The following is a 19,768-nucleotide window of genomic DNA, read 5'->3' as shown; positions in this document are numbered from 1 at the left end:
TGAAAAGCAACGCCCAAAAGCGTTGCTTTGATTATTTTTCCGGAGTGTGAATGACTTGTACACGCCCTACCTGTCCATCGGTCAGGCGGACCTTAATACCATGAGGATGGGTCGCCGATTTGGTTAGGAGATCTTTGACAATTCCCCTAGTTAGCTTCCCCGATCTTTGGTCTGCTTTTAAAACAATGTCAACCGTCATGCCCGGCTGCAGGTCGATTCGATTTCGTCCGTTCATTAGACACCCATTTTTCTGCGGGTATTGCTTGGCTTCTTTGATTGCTGGCTTTTCATTTTCTGTGTCGCTAGGCTGCTATTTGCAGTTCCTTTGCCTGAAGAAGATTGATTCTTTTTGTTTGCTAACTGTTGTTTCATTAGTTCTTGAAGACTAACCTTCTTTTTAGATTCTTCAGTTTGATTATTTTCAGTCATGGAAAATCTCCTTTTTCAAATAGGGTTTGTTAATACAGTATAATCTATTTTTAAGGATAGTGAAAGGATAGCTAAAGGAAAATGGAAGTAATTCTTGGGAGAACGGATGTTAATTCAAAGCCTCTTAACTTAATAATAATATTGGTGGAAATATGTGCTAATATGGTAAGATTTATTATCTTTCTTTCAGAACAGTTTTAAAAAGGGGAGGTCACTTTAAATGATTGTGAAACAAAAGGAATTTTTCATTCGAAATTTACGATATGTGGTAAGATCTGCAATGGAGAAGGATGCGAAAAAGTTGTCCAAAGTTAGAGTGCAGATCGATGGCGAAACGGAAAATATGGACAGGGAACAGGGCGAGGCATATATAGACGAATCTGGATTTATACAAATCATTAAAAATGACACGGAAAGTTTAAATAATCTCTTTTTAGTGGCAGAGGTCAGTGGGGAAATTGTAGGATTCTCAAGATGTGAAGGGAACAAATTAAAACGAAGCTCTCATAGAGTTGAATTCGGAGTCTGTGTATTAAAGGAATATTGGGGATACGGGGTAGGGAGAAATCTTTTAGAACAATCAGTTCAGTGGGCAGATAACAACGGTATTCATAAAATCATGTTAAATGTCCTTGAAACCAATGAAAAAGCTATAAAGCTTTATCAAATATATGGTTTTGAAGTAGAAGGGGTATTAAAAAAGGACAAACTGCTTTCTGATGGAAAATACTATAATACTATTTTAATGGGCAGGTTTAATGAAAATAAGTCACATTGACGTAAAAACAACTTAAAAATGAGAATGGTCAATGAAAAATCATCTCATTGACCGTCAAGACTCCAAATTTCGTTAGATAATAAACAAAGCACTAACTAAATACAAACCAATCGCAATCGCTGCCCCAATCACAGAAATCTTCAACTTAAAACGAGCATAATCCACCAGCGGCATATCGAGAATAGAGGCCGTCGTAATCGTCGTATCGCCGAGCGGCGAAGTTAGTGCGCCAAACGCCCCGCTGGCAAACACTGCACCGACGGTTAAAGGAATCGATGCTCCGGTCGAAACAGCCAGTGACATACCTAGGGGCATAAACAATCCCCAGGTTCCCCAGGAAGAACCGATGAAGTAACCAATCAAAGAACCGAGTACAAAAATCGTAACCGGGGTTAAAAAGGCTGGCAGAAAGGACCCTAATGTTGAGCTGATAAACTTTGAAAAACCGAGATCCTCTGCCGACAATGTCAATGACCAAATGAGGACTAGTAAACTAATGGCCTCCATCATTTGGTTCCCGCCATCATAAAAATGGTATAAGATTTCATGCAAAGGTTCGCGCCTTATGATGTAAAACACAAAGGATAGAACAAGGGTAACAAAAACGGCTAATAGCATCACGAATGTCGCATCTGCCTTCGAAAAAGCTTCGAATATCGTTATAGCCCCTTTATCTATTCCGTCTTTCCACAATAGGAATAATGATAATCCCAAGAGTAAAAAGACTGGAAAAATCAAATGCCAGGGCTGTGCTTTTACTAAGGACAACTCTTTTTGAATGCCCGCCCGATGAAATTCATTTCCTTCCTCATCTAACAGTTCATGATCACGTTGTTGAGAAAGATTCCTTTTTGCTGGATTCCAAAAGGTAAGTAGGATTCCAATCAATAACATTACAATCGCAAAAAAATCGTACAAGATACTTAGCAAAAATACATGGTAGGCCGACATGTTTAATTGCAGCTTTCGGATACTTCCTTCCACTAAAGAAACCATGAATCCCACAAACGCTGTCGCAACGGGTAAAAGGACAATGACCGATTCCGTGGAGATATCCATCATCAAGCCGACCCTTTGTTTCGGAACGTTCATTTTTTTAATAAGAGATTTTACGACGGGCCCAATCATCATAATCCGAAACATCGGCATCATAAACGTGAACGGGAGGGTAAGCCAAATGAGTCCCAACAGTCCGCGTTCAGTCTTAATCCTAGTTCCAATCCATTCCGAAAAACCTTTAATGCCTCCTGAAATATTCATCATGCCGACAAGCCCGCCAAATAAATAAAGAAACCCGATAATTTTAATATTGTTCCCGTTGGAGAGGGTCGTGACGATATAGGAAACTGCTTGATAGGCTCCAGCCAATAAATCAGTTTGAACAATAAAAGCCCCGGCTAGCAAGCCAACAACAAGGCCCGGCAATATGTTTTTCAGCCATATGGACATGGAAATGACAATGATAAAAGGTAACAGAGAAAGCCAAGTATGCTCCAAAGTTTCTTTCCTCCGGCAATTAATCTTTAAACTATTTGTTTATTATTTCCAAGGCTGTGAGCATTATGTTGAATGGCAGAATTAATTGTTGTGTATAAGGGGTAAGACCACATAAAAAAGCCCGTATAACAAAGGATACAGGCTATTTATTGCTTTTAAGGTTTAGTCTTTTTTCAATCTTCCCGCTTTTTTTGCAGCATCTTTTAAAATAACCTCTATTTGGGCGTTTACACTTCGCAACTCATCTTCTGCCCATTTTTCTAATACTTCGTATAATTTCGGATCCATTCGAAGCGGAAAAGCTTTTCTTTTACTCATTTCCTACACAACCTTAATAAATGCTTCCGGTATTGATGATTGGCTGAGTACCTTTCTCTGAGACAATCGCTACCATCAAGTTATTGACCATCTGCGCTTTTTTCTCTTCATCAAGCTCGACAATATCTTGTTCAGTAAGCTGGTCAATAGCCGCTTTTACTAGTCCAACTGCACCGTCAACGATGACTTTACGAGCGGATAAAACAGCTTGTGCCTGTTGTCGTTGTAGCATAGCAGAAGCGATTTCGGAAGAGTAGGCAAGATGCATAATTCGAGCTTCGATTACATCGACACCAGCAACATCAAGTCTTTTTTGAAGGTCCTGAACAAGCACATCGGCCACTTCATCGCTATTTTGACGAAGAGTTAAATTATTTCCGGTATTCTCAAACGAATCATAGGCATACCTGCTGGCAATATGACGAATACCTGTTTCACTTTGTATCTGGATGAATTTTTCATAGTTTTCTACATCATACAATGCTTTAGCAGCATCATTTACTTTATAAACAACAACAGCAGCAATTTCAATTGGATTACCTTCTAAATCATTTACTTTTAATTTCTCGCTGTTAAAATTCGTCACACGCAGTGAAACACTTCGTTTGAACGTAAAAGGAATAGTTGCCCATAAACCTTGATCGCGAATGACACCAAGATAAGTACCAAAGAACGTTAATACTTTAGCTTCGTTTGGTTGAACAATCGTTAAACTTGTTGCAATAATCAATCCCAAAACTAACATTATTATTCCAGCTATTTTATCAGTTATTGCTATACCAGTAACGATTAAAAAGATACCAAAACCAATACAAGCAAGTGCAATAATCATTGCCGCAAATCCATTGATTTTAAAAATTGACTTTTCCCTCATCTAGAACCCCTCCCAAAGGTAAAGTGATATAAAAGTGATATCACATTAATATCATAGTACATTTAGTCTAAAAAGTAAATCATTACCATTGTAAAAATTAGTTACACAAGGGATGTTTTATTTAATGGTATAATTTGCTAAAATTAGGTAGAAAAGAAGGAGGGTTAATGAAAGAAACCTTTTATCTTTATTTAAGTTAATACTGGATTATAAATAGATTAATTGTTTTTTAGGAGGGATCATGTTGGACGAAAGGTACCCGATTGGGAAATTCGATTTTAATGGTGAAATTACGAACGAGGTAACAAGTGATTGGATAAAGGAAATTGAAAAATTACCAGGACTTTTAAGAGAGGCTGTAAAAGGCTTAAACAAAGAGCAGCTAGATACTCCATATCGATCTGGTGGTTGGACAGTACGACAAGTGGTCCATCACCTTGCAGATAGTCATATGAATGCTTATATTCGTTTTAAACTAGCTCTTACCGAAGAAAATCCTGTCATCAAGCCTTATGAGGAAGGAATGTGGGCAGAGCTTCCAGATAGCAAATTATCGATTGATGTTTCATTAGAACTTCTTGAAGCATTACATAAACGATTGGTCTTCCTTTTGCTTCATTTAAGTCCGGCTGATATGAAAAAAACATTTATTCATCCTGTATCCGGCGAGATTTCTATAGGCAGAAATATCGGAATGTATGCTTGGCATGGCAGTCACCATCTAGCACATATTACATCTTTAATTTGTCGAAAAGGCTGGTAGGATCTACATTTCAATTTGAAAATAAAAAAGGGGGCTTAGAATATGGAAGAAAATAAGAAGATTCGAGAGGAAGTTTTACAGTCTGTTAGTGGTTTATCAGATGAACAGTTGAATGTCCAAGTACAAGATGGACGCTGGTCGATTATGCAGGTTCTCCATCATCTACACTTAATAGAGCGGGCCATTACATTTGCTATATCAGATCAGCTGGCAAATGGAGAATCTAAAAGAATAAGCGATAAACCAATACATTTAGCCGTTAATCGGACAACTAAGATTAAAGCACCTTCTATTGTAGAACCGCAAAACAAATTTATCACTTTAGTTGAAATGAAGAATAAGCTCTCTCAATCTCGTGAAGCATTAACGAAAGTGGTGGATACTGCTGATCCTTCATTATTAGAGCAAAGAGCATATCCCCATCCTGTGTTTGGTGAATTAAGTTTAAAACAGTGGATTCCCTTAATAGGATTGCATGAAAAAAGACATCTTGCACAAATTGAAGAATTGAAGACAGAATTAATTTAATCACTCTTTTTAGAGAATAAATCATTTATGCTGTCACATAATAAGAAGGAGAATTAGCAAAGCAATTTGTGACACTAAAAGGAGGAAAAAAGTTTGGCACAAGACAACTCTAACTCCAAAAATACCAAAAAAGCATCAACGGCCGACGGAGTCAACCAGCCTTTGATGTCAACAGGGACTACCGAACCAAGTTTTGACTGGGTTCCTAATGAAACCAACTCCACGACCGAACCGAAAATCGGAAATACGGTGGTTGGTGAAAAAGACAGCAAAAACAAGTAAATCTTTTTTGAAGGGGCACTATTTATTTAGTGTCCTTATTTTTTGAAAATAGCATCCTCTAGGAGGTATCCATGAAATTTTGTTGAACTTGTATATAACAACAAAATTTCATTTCTGGGCGGTGGGAAGATGGAGGAAATCCAATATGCTTTTATAGATGAATTTGGTGATTATTGTTTTGATTTTGAAAAAGGGAATGGATCAACCCACTTTATAATTGTGTCCATTCTCCTAAAGGAATCAAATAAAGAGTCTTTAGAAAGTGGGCTTGTTCAAATTAGCCAAAAGTACTTTCAAACCGGAACATTAGATGCAAATATCAGCGACCATAATCCAACCCAGACTATGCTGCTCATAAATGACCTAAAGGATTTACCATTTAGTGTATATGCCTATGTTATTGATAAAAGAAAAATAAGAGAAGACCATGGGATTTTGTATAAAGTACCTTTCCTTAAGTACTTAAACAGACAAATCTATGATGACTTAAATCGAACGTTCGAACAGCTTGACTTTGCAGCAGATGAACAAGAATCTAAACTGTTTATTAGTTCATTTAACAATTATATTAAAACAAGAAGTATCCCAGATTTATTTAATTATTCCACCTTCGGATTCAACCAAACTCGTTCAGACATCCTTCTTCAATTAGCGAACCTTATCACCAGGATTCTTGCAACAGGATTTGAAAGAACAATCTATACGGATCAATACCGTTCTTTTTCTAAAATTTTTAAAAGCAAGATTGCTGCCGTAAACCTTTTGCCCCAGGACTACAAAAACTTTCTTTTTGACTATCAATCAGAGCATGATCACCCAAAATATGATGAAATTATTATTAAGCAAGCCGTTAATTTAACTTATAAATATATTGAAAAGCATCGAAAAAGTGATGATGAAGATGAGAGGCTTCGCTTAGATTTTCTAAAGTTTCTTTTATTTAATTTAAAGGAAAATCCGGACGAGTATGTATATACAGAAGAAATCTTAGATAATCTGAATGCAATTAGGGATGTTAAATTAAATCCGCATAATTTTCGCTCTAACATAGTTTCAAAGCTGCGGGACAGCGGGTTATTGATAGCGAGCAGTAATAAAGGCTACAAATTGCCCGTATGCCTAAACGACTTATATGACTTTGTGAATTTATCAAGTCTCACGATTCATCCCATGATCCAAAGAATTGCAAAGTGCAGAGATCAGATTCTTCTTGCTACCAACAATGAGGTCGACATTCTAGAGCAAAAAGAATACGATTACCTGAAAAGAATCATTGATTTAGGGAAAATGAAGATATAAATAATAGCTCATTCATCCGGTTAGACTTTTTGCATCGTAATAAATAAAAAAATGACCTATTCACACTTGGAATAGGTCATTTTTATTAATATCCTCTAAAAACATACTGTTCTTTTGGAGCAGTGGTCGTCTTCCAATCCTCAACCTTTAAGTATGGGATATTGGTTTTAAAGGGCTGATAATAAATCGTAGATATTTTTCCTTTAACAGTAATCCACTGATCGTTTTTCAATTTCTTCGTACCATCTGGCATTTCAACCATCATTCCAAACACACCTGAGTCAGCAATACAATGGATGACCCCAAAGCGGAAAACAAACAGCTGGTTCTTATTAATGGATTCAGAATCATTGAACACAAACCCTTTAAACTCGACTTCTTTTCCAAGAAAATCACCTGGGAAGTTGTAGATAGTTTCCATTCCTTTTAAATAATTTTGATCGTTTAAAACAATCGTATTTTGATTAATATATTTCTTCTTTTCTTTATTCATTAACGCATCATAGTCATCTTTTCCATAATACACACTCGTATCGGGACGCAAAAATTGCTGTTGCATAAACGAGTCGCCCTTGCTTTCATCGTAAATCGGAAAATGAAACCCCTTTGCTTTAACAATATTGGAATCCAAAGTAGCAATCGGGAAAAATAATCCTGAAATAATTGGAAAGGCGAAAATAGGATAGATCAACAGTTTTTTATACCATTTATCCTCTTTCGAATGATTATGTCCGCAATGGTCATGATCACAGTGTTCATCATGGGACTCGTCGGCTTCCTTGTTAAGCTTCAAAATCTGGATAATCGTTAACACAAGTAACGCATACCCCGCAGACGCTGACAGGTAGGAATACTTCATATTGATGTATTTATTAATATCCCCAGTAATATGCATGTGAAAAATTAAATACGTAAACCCTATTAATATTAAGCTTCTTATCATAGTTCCAACTCCTTAAAACAACAAAGAGTAAACGAAGACAACAACGAAAACGGAAGAAACTATCATAAACACGAGTTTCTTTTTAAAGGTTGCCAGCATCATCATTAAATTTTTAATATCTACCATTGGTCCAAACACTAGAAAGGCTAATAAGGAACCGGTTGAAAAGGTTGTTCTAAAAGAAGAAGCAATAAAGGCATCGGCTTCCGAGCAAAGTGAAAGGATAAACGACAGAACCATCATAACAACAGACGATGATGCTTGTCCTTGCCCGATGGAAACAAGTGTCGATGTTTTAACATATGTCTGAACGGCCGCAGCAATTAATGAGCCGATCACCAAATATTTACCCATAGAGAAAAACTCTTCCACTGCATGATCAAGCGTCTGCCAGATTTTTTTCCAAATGGTGGTGTCGTGAGAATGGTGCTGGTGATGATGAACATGTTCTTTAAATGGGCTGCCTTTATATTTAAACGCAATTAAATTACCTACAACGACCGACACAACAATTGCCCCAATCGCACGGTATAAAGGCATCTTCCAATCACTGCCGAATGCGATGAAAGTGGCAAATAAGACAACTGGATTGATAATCGGCGCTGTCAGCATGAAGGCAATACCAGCTGAGATTGGAACACCTTTTGAAACAAGCCTGCTCACGATTGGAACGATCCCACATTCACATGAAGGGAATAAAATTCCTAGGAAACTAGCAAAAATGACGGCTAGTATTTTATTTTTAGGCATGATTTTAGCAATCATTTCTTCCGTTACAAATATTTGAATGATCCCTGATATAAGTACGCCTAGTGTTACGAAGGGCAAGGCCTCAATGAGAATGGAAATAAAAATAGTATTCATTTGTAAAAAAGATTGCGGTAAGGAAATACCAAACATGATAGTCCTCCTATTTATAAAAAACTCATGGAAACTACTATACCCCCATTACCCAACTTTCGTCCAACTTAAAAAACTGGTATTTCATTAAAGTTTGATTAAAAAAGGCTGCTCGCAACTTGGAGCAGCCCTTTCTACTATTATAATTGCGTTCAAGTTCGAAAAAGCTCTTATTTTTGGTATTTCTATATAAAAGGAAATTTTTCCGGCTAATGTTTGTAAAGCGGAGGGAAAGGGTCTATTGATAACCTTGCATATTTTTGCATATTTATTTATAAGGATCTAGCTGTAAATAGGGATTTACCCTAATAAACATAAAAAGATTGAAAACGCTTTCGGAATTAATGTAATAAATATTCAAAAAAATATGCAAAAAAGGATTGTCAAACTAGTAATTTTAAAATATAATCTAGTTATTAAATGATGTGACAAAATATAACATGAAAATGAGAGGTAATGTGACGTGGCTGAAACACTAATTTCAAACGCAACTGCAGAAGCAACTTTAGAACAAATCAAAGAAATAATCAAAGAAAAAAGTGTTGAACTTTTACACTTGCAATTTGTCGATATTGAAGGGATTTTAAAACACGTCACTGTTACAAGTGCGCAATTAGAAGATGTTGTCGAAGGAAAAATGATGTTTGATGGATCTTCTATCAAAGGTTTTTCACCTATTAATAAATCTGACCTTTATCTTCAACCAGATTTGACTACATTTGCTGTTCTTCCTTGGACAGTAGAAGCGGGATATTCAGAAGCTCGTTTCTTATGCTCAGCAACAAATCCAGACGGAACACCTTTTGAAGGCGATACTAGAAATGTATTGAAAAAAACAGTAGAGCGTGCTGCTGATAAAGGCTATACCATTTCAGTAGGCCCTGAGTTAGAGTTTTTCTTATTTAAAAACGATGACAATGGATACGCAACTACAGAGTTAACTGATAAAGCGGGTTATTTTGAACCATCTCCAAATGATCTTGGCGAGCGTGTTCGTTTAGAAATCTACCGTGCGTTAAAAGCAATGGGTTTTACTATTGAAGCTTCTCACCACGAAGTAGCAGAAGGACAACATGAAATTAACTTTAAATATGCGGATGTATTAACAGCAGCTGACCTTGCAACTACCTATAAATGGGTTGTAAAAACAGTGGCGAAGAAATTTGGCATGCATGCTACCTTTATGCCAAAACCAGTATTCGGAATCAATGGTTCTGGTATGCACGTGAATATGTCATTCTTCGAAGGAAGCGAAAATGCATTCTTTGATCCATCTGATGAGATGCAATTATCAGAAAAAGCGTACCAATTTATTGCGGGTGTATTAGAAAACGTAAAGGGTATTGCAGCGGTAACAAACCCGTTAGTAAACTCTTATAAGCGTTTAGTACCTGGTTACGAAGCCCCATGTTATATCGCTTGGTCTGCTTCAAACCGTTCAGCGTTAATTCGTATTCCAGCAAAAAGAGGTCTTGCGACACGCGTAGAATTACGTTGTCCAGATCCATCTTCTAACCCGTACTTAACATTTGCAGTGATTGCATCTGCAGGTTTAGATGGAATTGAAAAAGGTCTTGAAGCACCAGCACCAATTAACGATGACATCTTCCACATGAGTGAAGAACAAAGAGCATTTAGGGGAATTGATAACCTACCAGGCAGCTTAGCTGAAGCTGTTAAAGAATTAGAAGCAGGAGAAATTGCTTTTAATACACTTGGTGAGCATGTTTACAATGAATATGTATCTATGAAAAAAGCAGAATGGGATAGCTACCGTACAGCAGTTCATACATGGGAAATCGATAACTATCATTCTAAATTCTAATTTAATGATAAAAAGCGGGCCAAGGCGCATTACGTCTCTTGTTGCCCGCTTTTTTTATTTATCTTGATAAGAGCGCCCTAAATATTAGACCGTCTTTAGTAAGTTACATGCTTGAATGAATATCTATAATTAACCTTGGCTTATTCACTTACAATGATGCCAGGCTTTTTTGAAAACACAAAATCCGAAAATGAGGAAAGCTAGGATGCCAATTAAAGCAATTAGGAAGTTGATAACGGTAACAAGTAAACCGCCTAGGCCGATAATTCCAAGTAATGTAGTAATCCAGCCCAATACTACAGCAAGTACCCAAAATACCCCTGTTAAAAATCCAAGAAAAGCTCCCCAGCAATAATGGTTAGAACTCATTTATTCTCACCCCCTGTCATCGGTTGTTCACCAACAGTGTATGCGGTTACCTGAGGATTTGTTTTATTAAAATAGAAAAAAGGCAAAAGACCTAACATAACTCAAGCTGAAAAACTGGGCATTCGGAAAATGTTTTACTCCATCATTCTTATGAATGGTGGATTTTTTCGTCTGGCTGTTTTTACATAGGAATGAGAAATTTGGAAAATCTAAAAAAATACGGTAAGAGGTGATGCATGACCTATGTGGAAAAATTCTCGCCTGAAACAAGATAAAAGCAAGGAGGAAGCAGGATACTCTAATATCCCTTTAGAAAAGTCTGCTATTAAAAATGTCGAACACGTCAAAGAAAAACTGGGAAGCAGCGCAGATTTGATCGATCGCTTTATTAAGCATAACGAGAATAAATATGCCTTTGCAGTAGTTCATATAGACGGAATATCTAGCACCAAAATCATTCAAGAACATATTTTAGAACCTCTGCTAACCTATAAATCGACCCTGGATGCCGTGTCATTAAAGGATGAACTAGAACAAACGATTTCTATCTCAAAAATAAAGGAAAAAACTACTCTAAAAGATGTACTTACTGCCATTGTAACTGGCAGCACTGTCATTTTAATAGATGGTGACTCCACAGCCTTAGTACTCGATACCAAAGAAATCGAATCTCGGAGTGTCGCAGAACCAACAACACAAACCGTCATCCGTGGTCCAAAAGACAGTTTTACGGAGAACCTTCGAACCAATACAGCCTTAGTGCGGGGACGGATCCAAAGTCCGAATCTACGTCTGGACTCTATGATCATTGGAGATGTGACACAAACATCAGTTGAAATCATGTACATCAAAGATATTGCAAATGACTCAATTGTTAAAGAAGTTAAGCAGCGAATTAAGAGAATTAAAATTGCCGGCATTTTGGAATCTTCCTATATAGAAAACTATATCAGAGATGATAGGCATTCACCTTTTCCGACCGTTCAAAATACAGAACGTCCAGATGTTGTTGCTGGGAATTTACTGGAAGGAAGGGTAGCCGTTTTTATCGGAGGGACCCCTTACGTACTGATTGTACCTGTAACCTTTACACAACTTTTTCAATCCTCAGAGGATTATTATCAGAACCAATATATCGGCAGTTTTTTAAGACTTCTCCGACTAGGGGCATTTTTATTAGCCTTATATGCACCAGCAGTATACATCGCCATGATTACTCATCATCAGGCACTTGTTCCTACTGTCTTACTTGTTAGTATTGCGGCACAAAGGGAGGCCATTCCTTTTCCTGCCATAATAGAAGCGTTCATCATGGAGATTACTTTTGAAGTCCTAAGAGAAGCTGGAATTCGAATGCCAAGGGCTGTAGGTTCCGCTCTTTCCATCGTAGGAGCTTTAATTTTGGGACAAGCAGCGGTAGAGGCAGGTTTTGTATCAGCCGCCATGGTGATTATTGTTTCAGTTACAGCGATTGCTAGTTTTGCACTGCCAAACTACAATCTTGGGATCACTGCTCGCATTCTTAGGTTTCTATTATTGGTTGTTGCTTCGTATGCAGGGTTATATGGTGTATTAGCTGCTTCTTTAATTATCGGAATGCATATGTGCGGGTTGAGTTCTTTCGGAGTACCCTATCTTTATCCTGTTGCACCATTTCGACTTAAGGAGCAAAAAGACGTACTTTTTCGCTTCTCGATTGAACATATAGTTAATCGACCTTCTAAAGCAAAAGGTAGGAAAAACATTAGAATGAGGTATAAGAAATGAGGGCTAAATTATTACTCCTTTTTATATGTTTAATAGTGATCCTCACCGCTTGCTCAAATTACAAAGAATTAAATGAGTTGGCTATTGTCCTTGGAGTAGGGATCGACTATATCCCTGATAAAAACCAGTATGAAGTTACTTATCAAGTGGTAAAACCAAGTGAAAATGCTGCAAAAGGGACTGGTTCTGGTTCTACTCCAATAATCAACTATAAAGCAACTGGTAAAACACTTAATGAAGCAGCAGGAAACTCTAGTAATATTTTTTCACGCCAGAATATCTATTCTCACATTCAGTTAGTCATCATTGGCGAACAACTGGCAAAAAAAGAGAGCTTAAACTTTATTTTTGATGTGTTTGAGCGGGATGCGGGGGTACGGGTCAATGTGCCGGTTTTAATAGCCCGTGGTTCTGGGGTAAAAACCATCATGGATACACTTTCTACAATTGATAAAATTCCTGTTCGAGCAATGGTGGGGAAAATAAAGAATGCCTCAAAATTGCTAGGGGAGCATGACGAGACTAAAATCTATGAAGTGATTGAGGATTTAACCAACGATGGTTCTGAACCCGCAATCAGTGGCGTTAGCGTAATTGGCAATAAGAAAACAGGTACAACAATGAAAAACCTAGAAACAATGGATAAAACCTTTGTTAAACTTAATGGTATTGCCATTTTTAAAGGAGGGAGACTTGTTGGCTGGCTTGATGGGAGAAAAACAAAGTCACTGCAAATTATTAATAATAAATTGCAGAGTACGAACTTGAGATTTCATTGTGATGAGAAACGGTATAACAATATGATTATTAACCAATTGAAAAATGATACGAAAGTCAATATCCAAAACAATCAAGCCGTTATTACAGTTAATACGAAGGCCTATGGATATATTGTTGAATTATTATGCAATAAGGATATTAGGAAACGTGAAGTTATTAGTGAATATGAGGCAAAAGCAGAAAAAGAATTGAAAAAGGAAATATCGGAAGGAATTTTGACTGCCCAAAAGTTGAAAAGTGATGTATTCGGGTTCGGAGAGATCCTCCATACCACTCAACCTAAAAAGTGGAAAGAATCTAAGCACCAATGGGATCAATTATTTTCCCAGGCGAAAGTAAATATTAAAGTGAATGTATCAATTGAAGAGACAGGAATGCGAATTAAGCCTTATCCTTATTAAACAGGAGTGGAAATACAGCATGCAACAGGCAAAAATAAATGGATTCCAGCTGTTTTGTGTTATTTTTTTATTTGAATTAGGAAGTGCCATACTGCTAGGGATGGCTGGAGAAGCAAAGCAGGATGCCTGGATTACAATCTTATTGGGAATCGTTTCAGGATGTGTGCTTTATCTTATTTTTTCAAAGTTAAATAATATGTTTCCATCCTTGCCATTGACAAGTTATATTCCAAAAATCTTGGGCCGCTATGTAGGAACATTATTTGCGCTTTTATATGTAGTCTATTTTATGTACATTGCATCGAGAGTATTGCGGGATTTCGAAGAACTTTTAGTCATTACGGCCTACCGTTCAAGTTCACTACTAACGATAGGAATTATTATGGTTTTATGTGTGATGTATGCAGCCTATAAAGGAATTTTAGTATTTTTCCGTTTCTCGGAACTATGCCTTTTTATCATTCTTTTCATTCTAGTTTTTCTTGTTATTTTTGAATTGGCGAGTGGAATAATTAGATTTAAACATCTCCAACCATTATTAGAAAACGGTTGGCATCCCGTTTTTAAGTCATTTTTCCCCACGACATTGACCTTCCCATTCGGGGAAATGGTTACCTTTACGATGTTATTGCCTTTCCTAAATAAACAGGAAAAGGCCAGGAAAGTAGGGATTATAGGTGTTTGTATAAGTGGGGGAGTTTTATTGCTATTTACCCTATTGAATATATTGATAGCTGGTGCAGATATTACATCGCGTTCCGCATTTCCTATTCTCACCGCTGTAGGTTATATCAATATAGCTGATTTTGTTCAACGGCTAGATACGGTAGTCATCATAACTATGGTGATATTGGGGTTCGTAAAAATTACAGTATTTTTCTTTTGTGCAATCATGGGGGCCGCTGACGTATTTAAGTTGAAACAATCGCAGAAATTGATTTATCCGATGGGTGTCATTGTTTTAATTACCTCTCGGATTATTGCCTCCAATTATATTGAGCATCTAGATGAAGGATTACATTTTGTCCCGTACTATTTACATCTTCCTTTTCAAATCATAATTCCCTCTGTACTATTGGTCATTGCAATGATCAAACAAAAGTTTACTCCTCAAACGTAGGATTGGAAGAATGGTTCTTTTTTAAAAAGTTGTTGGACAATGAAAAGATCAGAGGTAAGAAAAAAAGACAAATAAGCATCCAATCCTCACCTGTCAACTTTTGTTTAAGGATTAAAAAAATATGTAGAGTGTCCATAACGCTAAGACCTTGTAGTATATCTAAAAAAGTAGCAGCGGAAATGACTAGGAAGAATAAGAGGATATAAATGAAAAGCTGTTTCATTGTAAACACCCTTTGAACCATTTTCTTATATTATTTGAGTACGAATAAAAATCTATCCAAATACTTGAATCAGAGACCAGATTCTATCGTTTTGAATCTGGTCTACTTTTTTGCGATGAAATAATTCGAAAAATTTACACAACTCCTACACTCCTTTCACATCGGCTTAATGATTTCTCGTTATTGTTTTAAGAGTAAACCAAACAGCAAATAGGAGTGAGAAGAATTGAAAAAAGTATTAGTACCAGTTTTCGCAGCTACATTCACACTATCTTCGTTTAATGCCGTTATGGCAGCCCCTGATGAACCTGGCAAAATTAAATCGGTTGAATTCCTCGGAATGGATGCACCCAAGACCCAGCAAGAAAAAGATGAGTTAATGTATTCAAAGGCATCTGTGGAGGTGACCTACAATGACGGAACAAAGAAGACGGTTCCTCTCAGCTATGAAACCTTGTTCAATCCTGGAGATGTGATTAATGGTAAAATCGCGGGAGTGACCCTGAATGCAAACGGACAAGTAATGACCAAATCCAATGGAACTCCATACGTATCGACAGCACCTGATATGAATAGCTTGATGAAGGTTCCACGATTACCTGAAAATACATATTATTTGATCAGCCACTATGAATCTATGCCTAAAAACGAAAATGGACTAGAAAATCCAGGAACCATGAGTCTGAGCACCGTAAAGATGGACCCGGCTACAGGTGAATTGACGGTCATCGACATCAAACCTATTGATTTTTCAGCGGTGCATGGGATTTGGAAGCCATGTGCAGGATTATTGACTCCATGGAATACCCATCTTGGCTCGGAAGAAACAGACCCAGATGCTAGAGCGCATGAAAAAAATCCTTCAGCTTCTGCCGTAACTAATTTCATGAAAAACTACTATAATGATCCAACTATAACGGGCAATCCCTACTACTACGGCCACGTACCAGAAGTAACAGTGAACGCTAAGGGTGAAACAAAGGTGGTCAAACACTTCAGTATGGGCAGAATGGCCTTCGAACGAGTGAAAGTAATGCCTGATAATCGAACTGTTATTTATGGAATCGACAGCAATCCTGGCGGGCTGTTTATGTATGTGGCTGACAAAGAGAAGGATTTATCAGCAGGTACACTTTATGCGGCTAAATGGGTCCAAACAGGCACAGAAAATGGCGGTTCTGCTAATCTTGAATGGATCAAGCTTGGACATGCAACTGATAAAGAAATACAGAAGCTCGCTGACACAACCAAATTTAGTGATATTTTTGACGCAACAGATGATGCTGTAAAAGGAAAAGCGGAAGGTTATAAAGCGATCAAAACAGCCGCGAATGGAGGAAAAGTAGAGTGGGTGAAAGTGAAACCGGGAATGGAAACCGCAGCCGCATTCTTAGAAACTCATCGCTATGCAGCTTATCTCGGCGCAACAGTTGAATTTAATAAGATGGAAGGTCTTGATTTTAACGAAAAAGACAATAAGGGTTACGTTGCTATTTCCTACCAAGAAAAAACGATGTTAGCTGATCCAACTGCACCTGCAGATGATATCCAGCTTCCAAAAATTAGTGCAGGGGGAGTTTATGAGCTTTCCTTCAAGCCTAATAGAAAAACAATGGAAAACGAGAAAATCAACAGTCATTATGTACCCGTAAGCATGACAGGAACCCTAATGGGCGAAGATTTAACAGCTCCGGATGCGGATGGAAATACAGCCAACGTTGATAAGATTGCGAATCCGGACAATGTCGTATTTTCACAAGATATGAGGACCTTATTCATTGCCGAGGATTCGGATAAACATGAAAATAACTATACATGGGCTTACAATGTTGATACCAAAAAACTATCTAGAATCCTATCGGTGCCAGGCGGCGGGGAATCAACCGGCCTGCAAATGGTCGATAATCTTGACGGACATACGTATCTTATGAACAGTTCCCAAAATCCAGGATATGTTGGTTATCTTTCAGGGCTTCCATCTATGGGTGTTGATAAAAAATAAATTTTTAAGTAGTATGGATTTGCAGTCTTGTTGTGAAACAAGGCTGCTTTTTTATATGATAACCAAGTCGACCGTTAAACTGATGTTAAAGGATCTTCGTCAGCTAGTTTAACATTTCCAACAGTTTCTATGTGGACTATTTCTTCCTTCAAGGTTTCATGAACCTGGATAAGTTCTTCATATTGATTCTTATATATTTCAACATCATTCAGTATAGCTGGGGTCAATGTGACCTCAATCTGATCTTCAGATAAAGGAATGCGGATGGTTTCCAATTTTTTATCCGTAGGATTTTCTGGATTTGCTACTTTTTTCTCAATAATTAGATCCTCACGGGTGACAGGTACCAGAATTTGCTTTTCCTCGGTATACTTTTTCTTATAAATGGTAACATCGGCTGTATCAACCCACTTTTTATTTATCTCCAGTTCTTCCTTATGTAATTGGAGCGTTACTTCATCTTGGTGGTCTAATGGTGAATTCTGCTGTTCAGTCAACTAATTTCCCTCCATAGGAAAGTGATGAGAGACCTATTCATTGCCTAGCAATGAATAGGTGCTTTTTTTTAGCTATTATTAATATCACTAAAGCTTGACGAATCGGAAACGATATTCACACTTCCGGTTGTATCAACATGAGCCTCTTCGCGTTTGAGTGTCTCTTGGACTTGCTGCGTTTCCTCAACTTGACGTTTAGAAGCGGAGATTTCCTCAGTCGTTACTGCATACTTGTTTACCTCCACTTGTTCCTGGGATACAGGAATCGTGATGGTCCCCTGCGAGATGGCTGATGAATCGCTGCGTTCGTTATTCATTGGGGTTCTCTTTATGACAACTTCCTCATGCATGACAGGAACATCAACCGTTTTTTGCTCTTCCACAACATCCTTAGAAATCACTACTTCTCCAGCATCGACATTATTTTTCGTAATGTCTAACTCTTCTTTATGAAGTTGAAGTGTGCCGTCATTTTGATTACTTTGGGTAGTCGAAGTGGTTTCGTTCCCTTGGTTACTTGAATCAGTCTGGCTATTTTGATTGTCGGTTTTTTGTGATTGGTCATCATTAAATAAACCTAAGAAGTCGCTCATAAAAATCCCCCTTGTAAGTTGATATTGGTCAAGCCTCTTATAGAATGTGCTAGGGAGAAATCTTTATTCTTTAAAATTGTGTTGGAAAAATGGGAAAAGTGTAAAGATCAAGAGTAGGAAAGGTGAATACATTTAGGGAAAAATGTCTTGATTTTTGGACACAGAGCTTTGGATGAGTTTGTGATATTCTGAACATAAATTATTAAATTGATTATTTGGAGGATAATAAAATGAGCTGCAATTGTACATCGAAATTAAAAAGCGGAAAAGATGTTGTTGATCACGTGAAAAGTAAAGGTAAGGAAAACTTTGCCCCGACAGTGCCTCATAAGATAACATGTGAGTGTGGAGAAACCTTTACATTACAAACAATTGTTATGAACTGTCCAAAATGCGAAATGACCTATGCTGTTACGCCTTGCGGATCATCTGATAAAAACAATATTAAGATAGCTGGTATTAAATACGCCTAAAATGGGCTAACATTAATAAGCCATAAATATACAGGTTGGAAGTCTGTCCTGTATGTTTATGGCTTATTTTTATGTTAAAATAACATAATCTGTTTTCAATGATTAATCAATCAGGAATAAAATCGTCTGTTAATACCTACTATTTACATATTTACTTTAATGTGAAGGAGATCATACCATATATGAAATTTAATGAAAAAACTGCGTTATTAATTATGGATTTGCAAAATGGTATTGTTTCACGGTACTCAGAAAAGCAAGACATTCTTGTTCCATTTCAAAAGGCGGTGGAAGCAGCTCGCGGGAACGATATTCCCGTTATTTTTGTCCGTGTTGCCTTCAGCGAGGGTTATCCTGAGAACAATCCACGGAATAAAATGTTTTCAGCATTGTCTAAATCTGAGGGAATGACGGTTGTAGACCCAGGAACGCAAATTCATGAAGCGCTTCAACCACAACCTAATGAACCAGTCGTAACCAAGTTTCGGGTTAGTGCTTTTGCTGGGAGTAACCTCGAAGTCATTCTTCGATCTATGGGAATTGACACGTTAATATTGAGTGGGATTGCTACGAGCGGTGTTGTTCTTTCAACATTAAGGGAAGCAGCGGATAAAGACTATGCAATTACGGTCCTTTCGGATGCTTGTCTCGATGGTGACCCTGAGGTTCACCGTGTTCTGACTGAAAAAGTGTTCCCACGTCAAGCAGATGTGATGACGGTGGATGACTGGGTTAATTCCTTTAAATGAGCATTCAACTATCTGAAGCACCATGAGCTACTGAATGCGGGTGACATTTGGACAGGGGAAGGCAAAAAAAATAAGAGCCATGTCCGAACATGGGTGGCCTTCGGACAAGAGAAGGCAAAAAAATGAGAGCCCTGTCCGAACACGAGTCGGCTTCGGACAAGGGAAGGCAAAAAGATAAGACCCTGTACGAACACGGGGCGGCTTCGGACAAGGGAAGGCAAAAAAATAAGAGACCTGTCCAAACACGGGGCGCCTTTGGACAAGAGAAGGCAAAAAAATAAAGGCTCTGTCCAAACATGGGGCGTCTTCGGACAAGAGAAGGCAAAAAGAATGAAGGTTCTGTCCGAACAAAGGTCGC

At 37.7% G+C, this 19,768-nt stretch carries 23 protein-coding genes; 12 read left to right on the top strand and 11 right to left on the bottom strand.

Annotation, left to right across the window (positions count from 1 at the left end):
* Positions 1-31 precede the first annotated feature (31 nt).
* Both COD92_RS23160 and COD92_RS23155 read right to left on the bottom strand, forming a co-directional pair.
* Complete coding sequence (locus COD92_RS23160; RefSeq protein ID WP_098533388.1) at positions 32-235, bottom strand: YwbE family protein; 204 nt, start codon at positions 233-235, stop codon at positions 32-34.
* Entirely contained in the window at positions 235-429 is a 195-nt protein-coding gene (locus COD92_RS23155) for a hypothetical protein (protein WP_098533390.1), read from the bottom strand. The genes COD92_RS23160 and COD92_RS23155 overlap by 1 nt, the downstream gene beginning before the upstream one ends.
* A gap of 220 nt (positions 430-649) precedes the next feature.
* Between COD92_RS23155 and COD92_RS23150 the strand changes: the two genes are divergently transcribed.
* A complete protein-coding gene (locus COD92_RS23150) occupies positions 650-1,207 on the top strand; it encodes a GNAT family N-acetyltransferase (protein ID WP_098533392.1) in 558 nt (185 codons plus the stop codon).
* A 72-nt stretch (positions 1,208-1,279) separates the two neighbouring features.
* On the opposite strand, the gene COD92_RS23145 is transcribed toward COD92_RS23150, so the two are convergent.
* The 3 genes from COD92_RS23145 to COD92_RS23135 form a co-directional block, all read right to left on the bottom strand.
* Entirely contained in the window at positions 1,280-2,704 is a 1,425-nt protein-coding gene (locus tag COD92_RS23145; protein WP_098533394.1) for a Na+/H+ antiporter NhaC family protein, read from the bottom strand.
* Between the two features lie 162 nt (positions 2,705-2,866).
* Positions 2,867-3,022 carry a type II toxin-antitoxin system antitoxin gene (locus COD92_RS23140; RefSeq protein ID WP_098533396.1) on the bottom strand — a complete coding sequence of 52 codons (156 nt, stop codon included), beginning with the start codon at positions 3,020-3,022 and terminating at the stop codon, positions 2,867-2,869.
* A gap of 13 nt (positions 3,023-3,035) precedes the next feature.
* Positions 3,036-3,896, bottom strand: coding sequence for an SPFH domain-containing protein (locus tag COD92_RS23135; RefSeq protein ID WP_098533397.1), 861 nt, complete (start codon positions 3,894-3,896; stop codon positions 3,036-3,038).
* Between the two features lie 241 nt (positions 3,897-4,137).
* Between COD92_RS23135 and COD92_RS23130 the strand changes: the two genes are divergently transcribed.
* From COD92_RS23130 to COD92_RS23115, 4 genes are all read left to right on the top strand, one after another.
* Positions 4,138-4,659, top strand: coding sequence for a YfiT family bacillithiol transferase (locus tag COD92_RS23130; RefSeq protein ID WP_098533399.1), 522 nt, complete (start codon positions 4,138-4,140; stop codon positions 4,657-4,659).
* Between the two features lie 42 nt (positions 4,660-4,701).
* Positions 4,702-5,187: a DinB family protein gene (locus tag COD92_RS23125; protein ID WP_098533401.1), complete on the top strand. Its 486-nt coding sequence runs from the start codon at positions 4,702-4,704 to the stop codon at positions 5,185-5,187.
* Positions 5,188-5,280: 93 nt separating this feature from the next.
* Complete coding sequence (locus tag COD92_RS23120) at positions 5,281-5,469, top strand: hypothetical protein (RefSeq protein WP_098533404.1); 189 nt, start codon at positions 5,281-5,283, stop codon at positions 5,467-5,469.
* Between the two features lie 129 nt (positions 5,470-5,598).
* Positions 5,599-6,768, top strand: a complete 1,170-nt coding sequence (locus COD92_RS23115) for a DUF3800 domain-containing protein (RefSeq protein WP_098533406.1) — start codon at positions 5,599-5,601, stop codon at positions 6,766-6,768.
* Positions 6,769-6,853: 85 nt separating this feature from the next.
* On the opposite strand, the gene COD92_RS23110 is transcribed toward COD92_RS23115, so the two are convergent.
* Together COD92_RS23110 and COD92_RS23105 are read right to left on the bottom strand one after the other, a co-directional pair.
* A complete protein-coding gene (locus tag COD92_RS23110) occupies positions 6,854-7,711 on the bottom strand; it encodes a TIGR03943 family putative permease subunit (protein WP_098533407.1) in 858 nt (285 codons plus the stop codon).
* A 12-nt stretch (positions 7,712-7,723) separates the two neighbouring features.
* A complete protein-coding gene (locus COD92_RS23105) occupies positions 7,724-8,611 on the bottom strand; it encodes a permease (protein ID WP_098533409.1) in 888 nt (295 codons plus the stop codon).
* Between the two features lie 463 nt (positions 8,612-9,074).
* Between COD92_RS23105 and glnA the strand changes: the two genes are divergently transcribed.
* On the top strand, positions 9,075-10,436 hold the full coding sequence (glnA, locus tag COD92_RS23100) for a type I glutamate--ammonia ligase (RefSeq protein WP_098533411.1): 1,362 nt from the start codon (positions 9,075-9,077) through the stop codon (positions 10,434-10,436).
* 144 nt (positions 10,437-10,580) lie between these two features.
* On the opposite strand, the gene COD92_RS23095 is transcribed toward glnA, so the two are convergent.
* Positions 10,581-10,805: an ABC transporter gene (locus COD92_RS23095; RefSeq protein ID WP_098533413.1), complete on the bottom strand. Its 225-nt coding sequence runs from the start codon at positions 10,803-10,805 to the stop codon at positions 10,581-10,583.
* A gap of 243 nt (positions 10,806-11,048) precedes the next feature.
* Here COD92_RS23095 and COD92_RS23090 point away from each other — a divergent pair, with 243 nt between their 5' ends.
* Genes COD92_RS23090 through COD92_RS23080 form a run of 3 tightly spaced genes read left to right on the top strand, consistent with a single transcriptional unit; the run spans position 11,049 to position 14,873 of the window.
* Positions 11,049-12,572: a spore germination protein gene (locus COD92_RS23090; protein WP_098533415.1), complete on the top strand. Its 1,524-nt coding sequence runs from the start codon at positions 11,049-11,051 to the stop codon at positions 12,570-12,572.
* Entirely contained in the window at positions 12,569-13,753 is a 1,185-nt protein-coding gene (locus COD92_RS23085) for a Ger(x)C family spore germination protein (RefSeq protein WP_098533417.1), read from the top strand. Before COD92_RS23090 ends, COD92_RS23085 begins: the two co-directional genes overlap by 4 nt.
* A gap of 19 nt (positions 13,754-13,772) precedes the next feature.
* Complete coding sequence (locus tag COD92_RS23080) at positions 13,773-14,873, top strand: GerAB/ArcD/ProY family transporter (RefSeq protein ID WP_176541457.1); 1,101 nt, start codon at positions 13,773-13,775, stop codon at positions 14,871-14,873.
* On the opposite strand, the gene COD92_RS33655 is transcribed toward COD92_RS23080, so the two are convergent.
* Positions 14,857-15,096 carry a YczF family membrane protein gene (locus tag COD92_RS33655; protein ID WP_098533421.1) on the bottom strand — a complete coding sequence of 80 codons (240 nt, stop codon included), beginning with the start codon at positions 15,094-15,096 and terminating at the stop codon, positions 14,857-14,859. The genes COD92_RS23080 and COD92_RS33655 overlap by 17 nt on opposite strands.
* Positions 15,097-15,322: 226 nt before the next feature.
* Here COD92_RS33655 and COD92_RS23070 point away from each other — a divergent pair, with 226 nt between their 5' ends.
* Positions 15,323-17,098 (top strand): PhoX family protein, encoded by a 1,776-nt coding sequence (locus COD92_RS23070; RefSeq protein WP_255286848.1) that lies wholly within the window; start codon positions 15,323-15,325, stop codon positions 17,096-17,098.
* A gap of 74 nt (positions 17,099-17,172) precedes the next feature.
* On the opposite strand, the gene COD92_RS23065 is transcribed toward COD92_RS23070, so the two are convergent.
* The gene (locus COD92_RS23065) at positions 17,173-17,595 is read right to left on the bottom strand and encodes a YsnF/AvaK domain-containing protein (protein WP_098533423.1); all 423 of its coding nucleotides are present in this window, start codon (positions 17,593-17,595) and stop codon (positions 17,173-17,175) included.
* Positions 17,596-17,663: 68 nt separating this feature from the next.
* The gene (locus COD92_RS23060) at positions 17,664-18,188 is read right to left on the bottom strand and encodes a YsnF/AvaK domain-containing protein (RefSeq protein ID WP_098533425.1); all 525 of its coding nucleotides are present in this window, start codon (positions 18,186-18,188) and stop codon (positions 17,664-17,666) included.
* 230 nt (positions 18,189-18,418) lie between these two features.
* On the opposite strand from COD92_RS23060, the gene COD92_RS23055 reads away from it, so the two are divergent.
* Both COD92_RS23055 and COD92_RS23050 read left to right on the top strand, forming a co-directional pair.
* Positions 18,419-18,661, top strand: a complete 243-nt coding sequence (locus tag COD92_RS23055; protein WP_098533427.1) for a hypothetical protein — start codon at positions 18,419-18,421, stop codon at positions 18,659-18,661.
* A 182-nt stretch (positions 18,662-18,843) separates the two neighbouring features.
* The gene (locus COD92_RS23050) at positions 18,844-19,410 is read left to right on the top strand and encodes a cysteine hydrolase family protein (protein WP_098533429.1); all 567 of its coding nucleotides are present in this window, start codon (positions 18,844-18,846) and stop codon (positions 19,408-19,410) included.
* Positions 19,411-19,768 lie beyond the last annotated feature (358 nt).

This window comes from Bacillus sp. AFS037270, from assembly GCF_002585305.1.
This window is presented reverse-complemented; position numbering and strand designations above follow the sequence as displayed.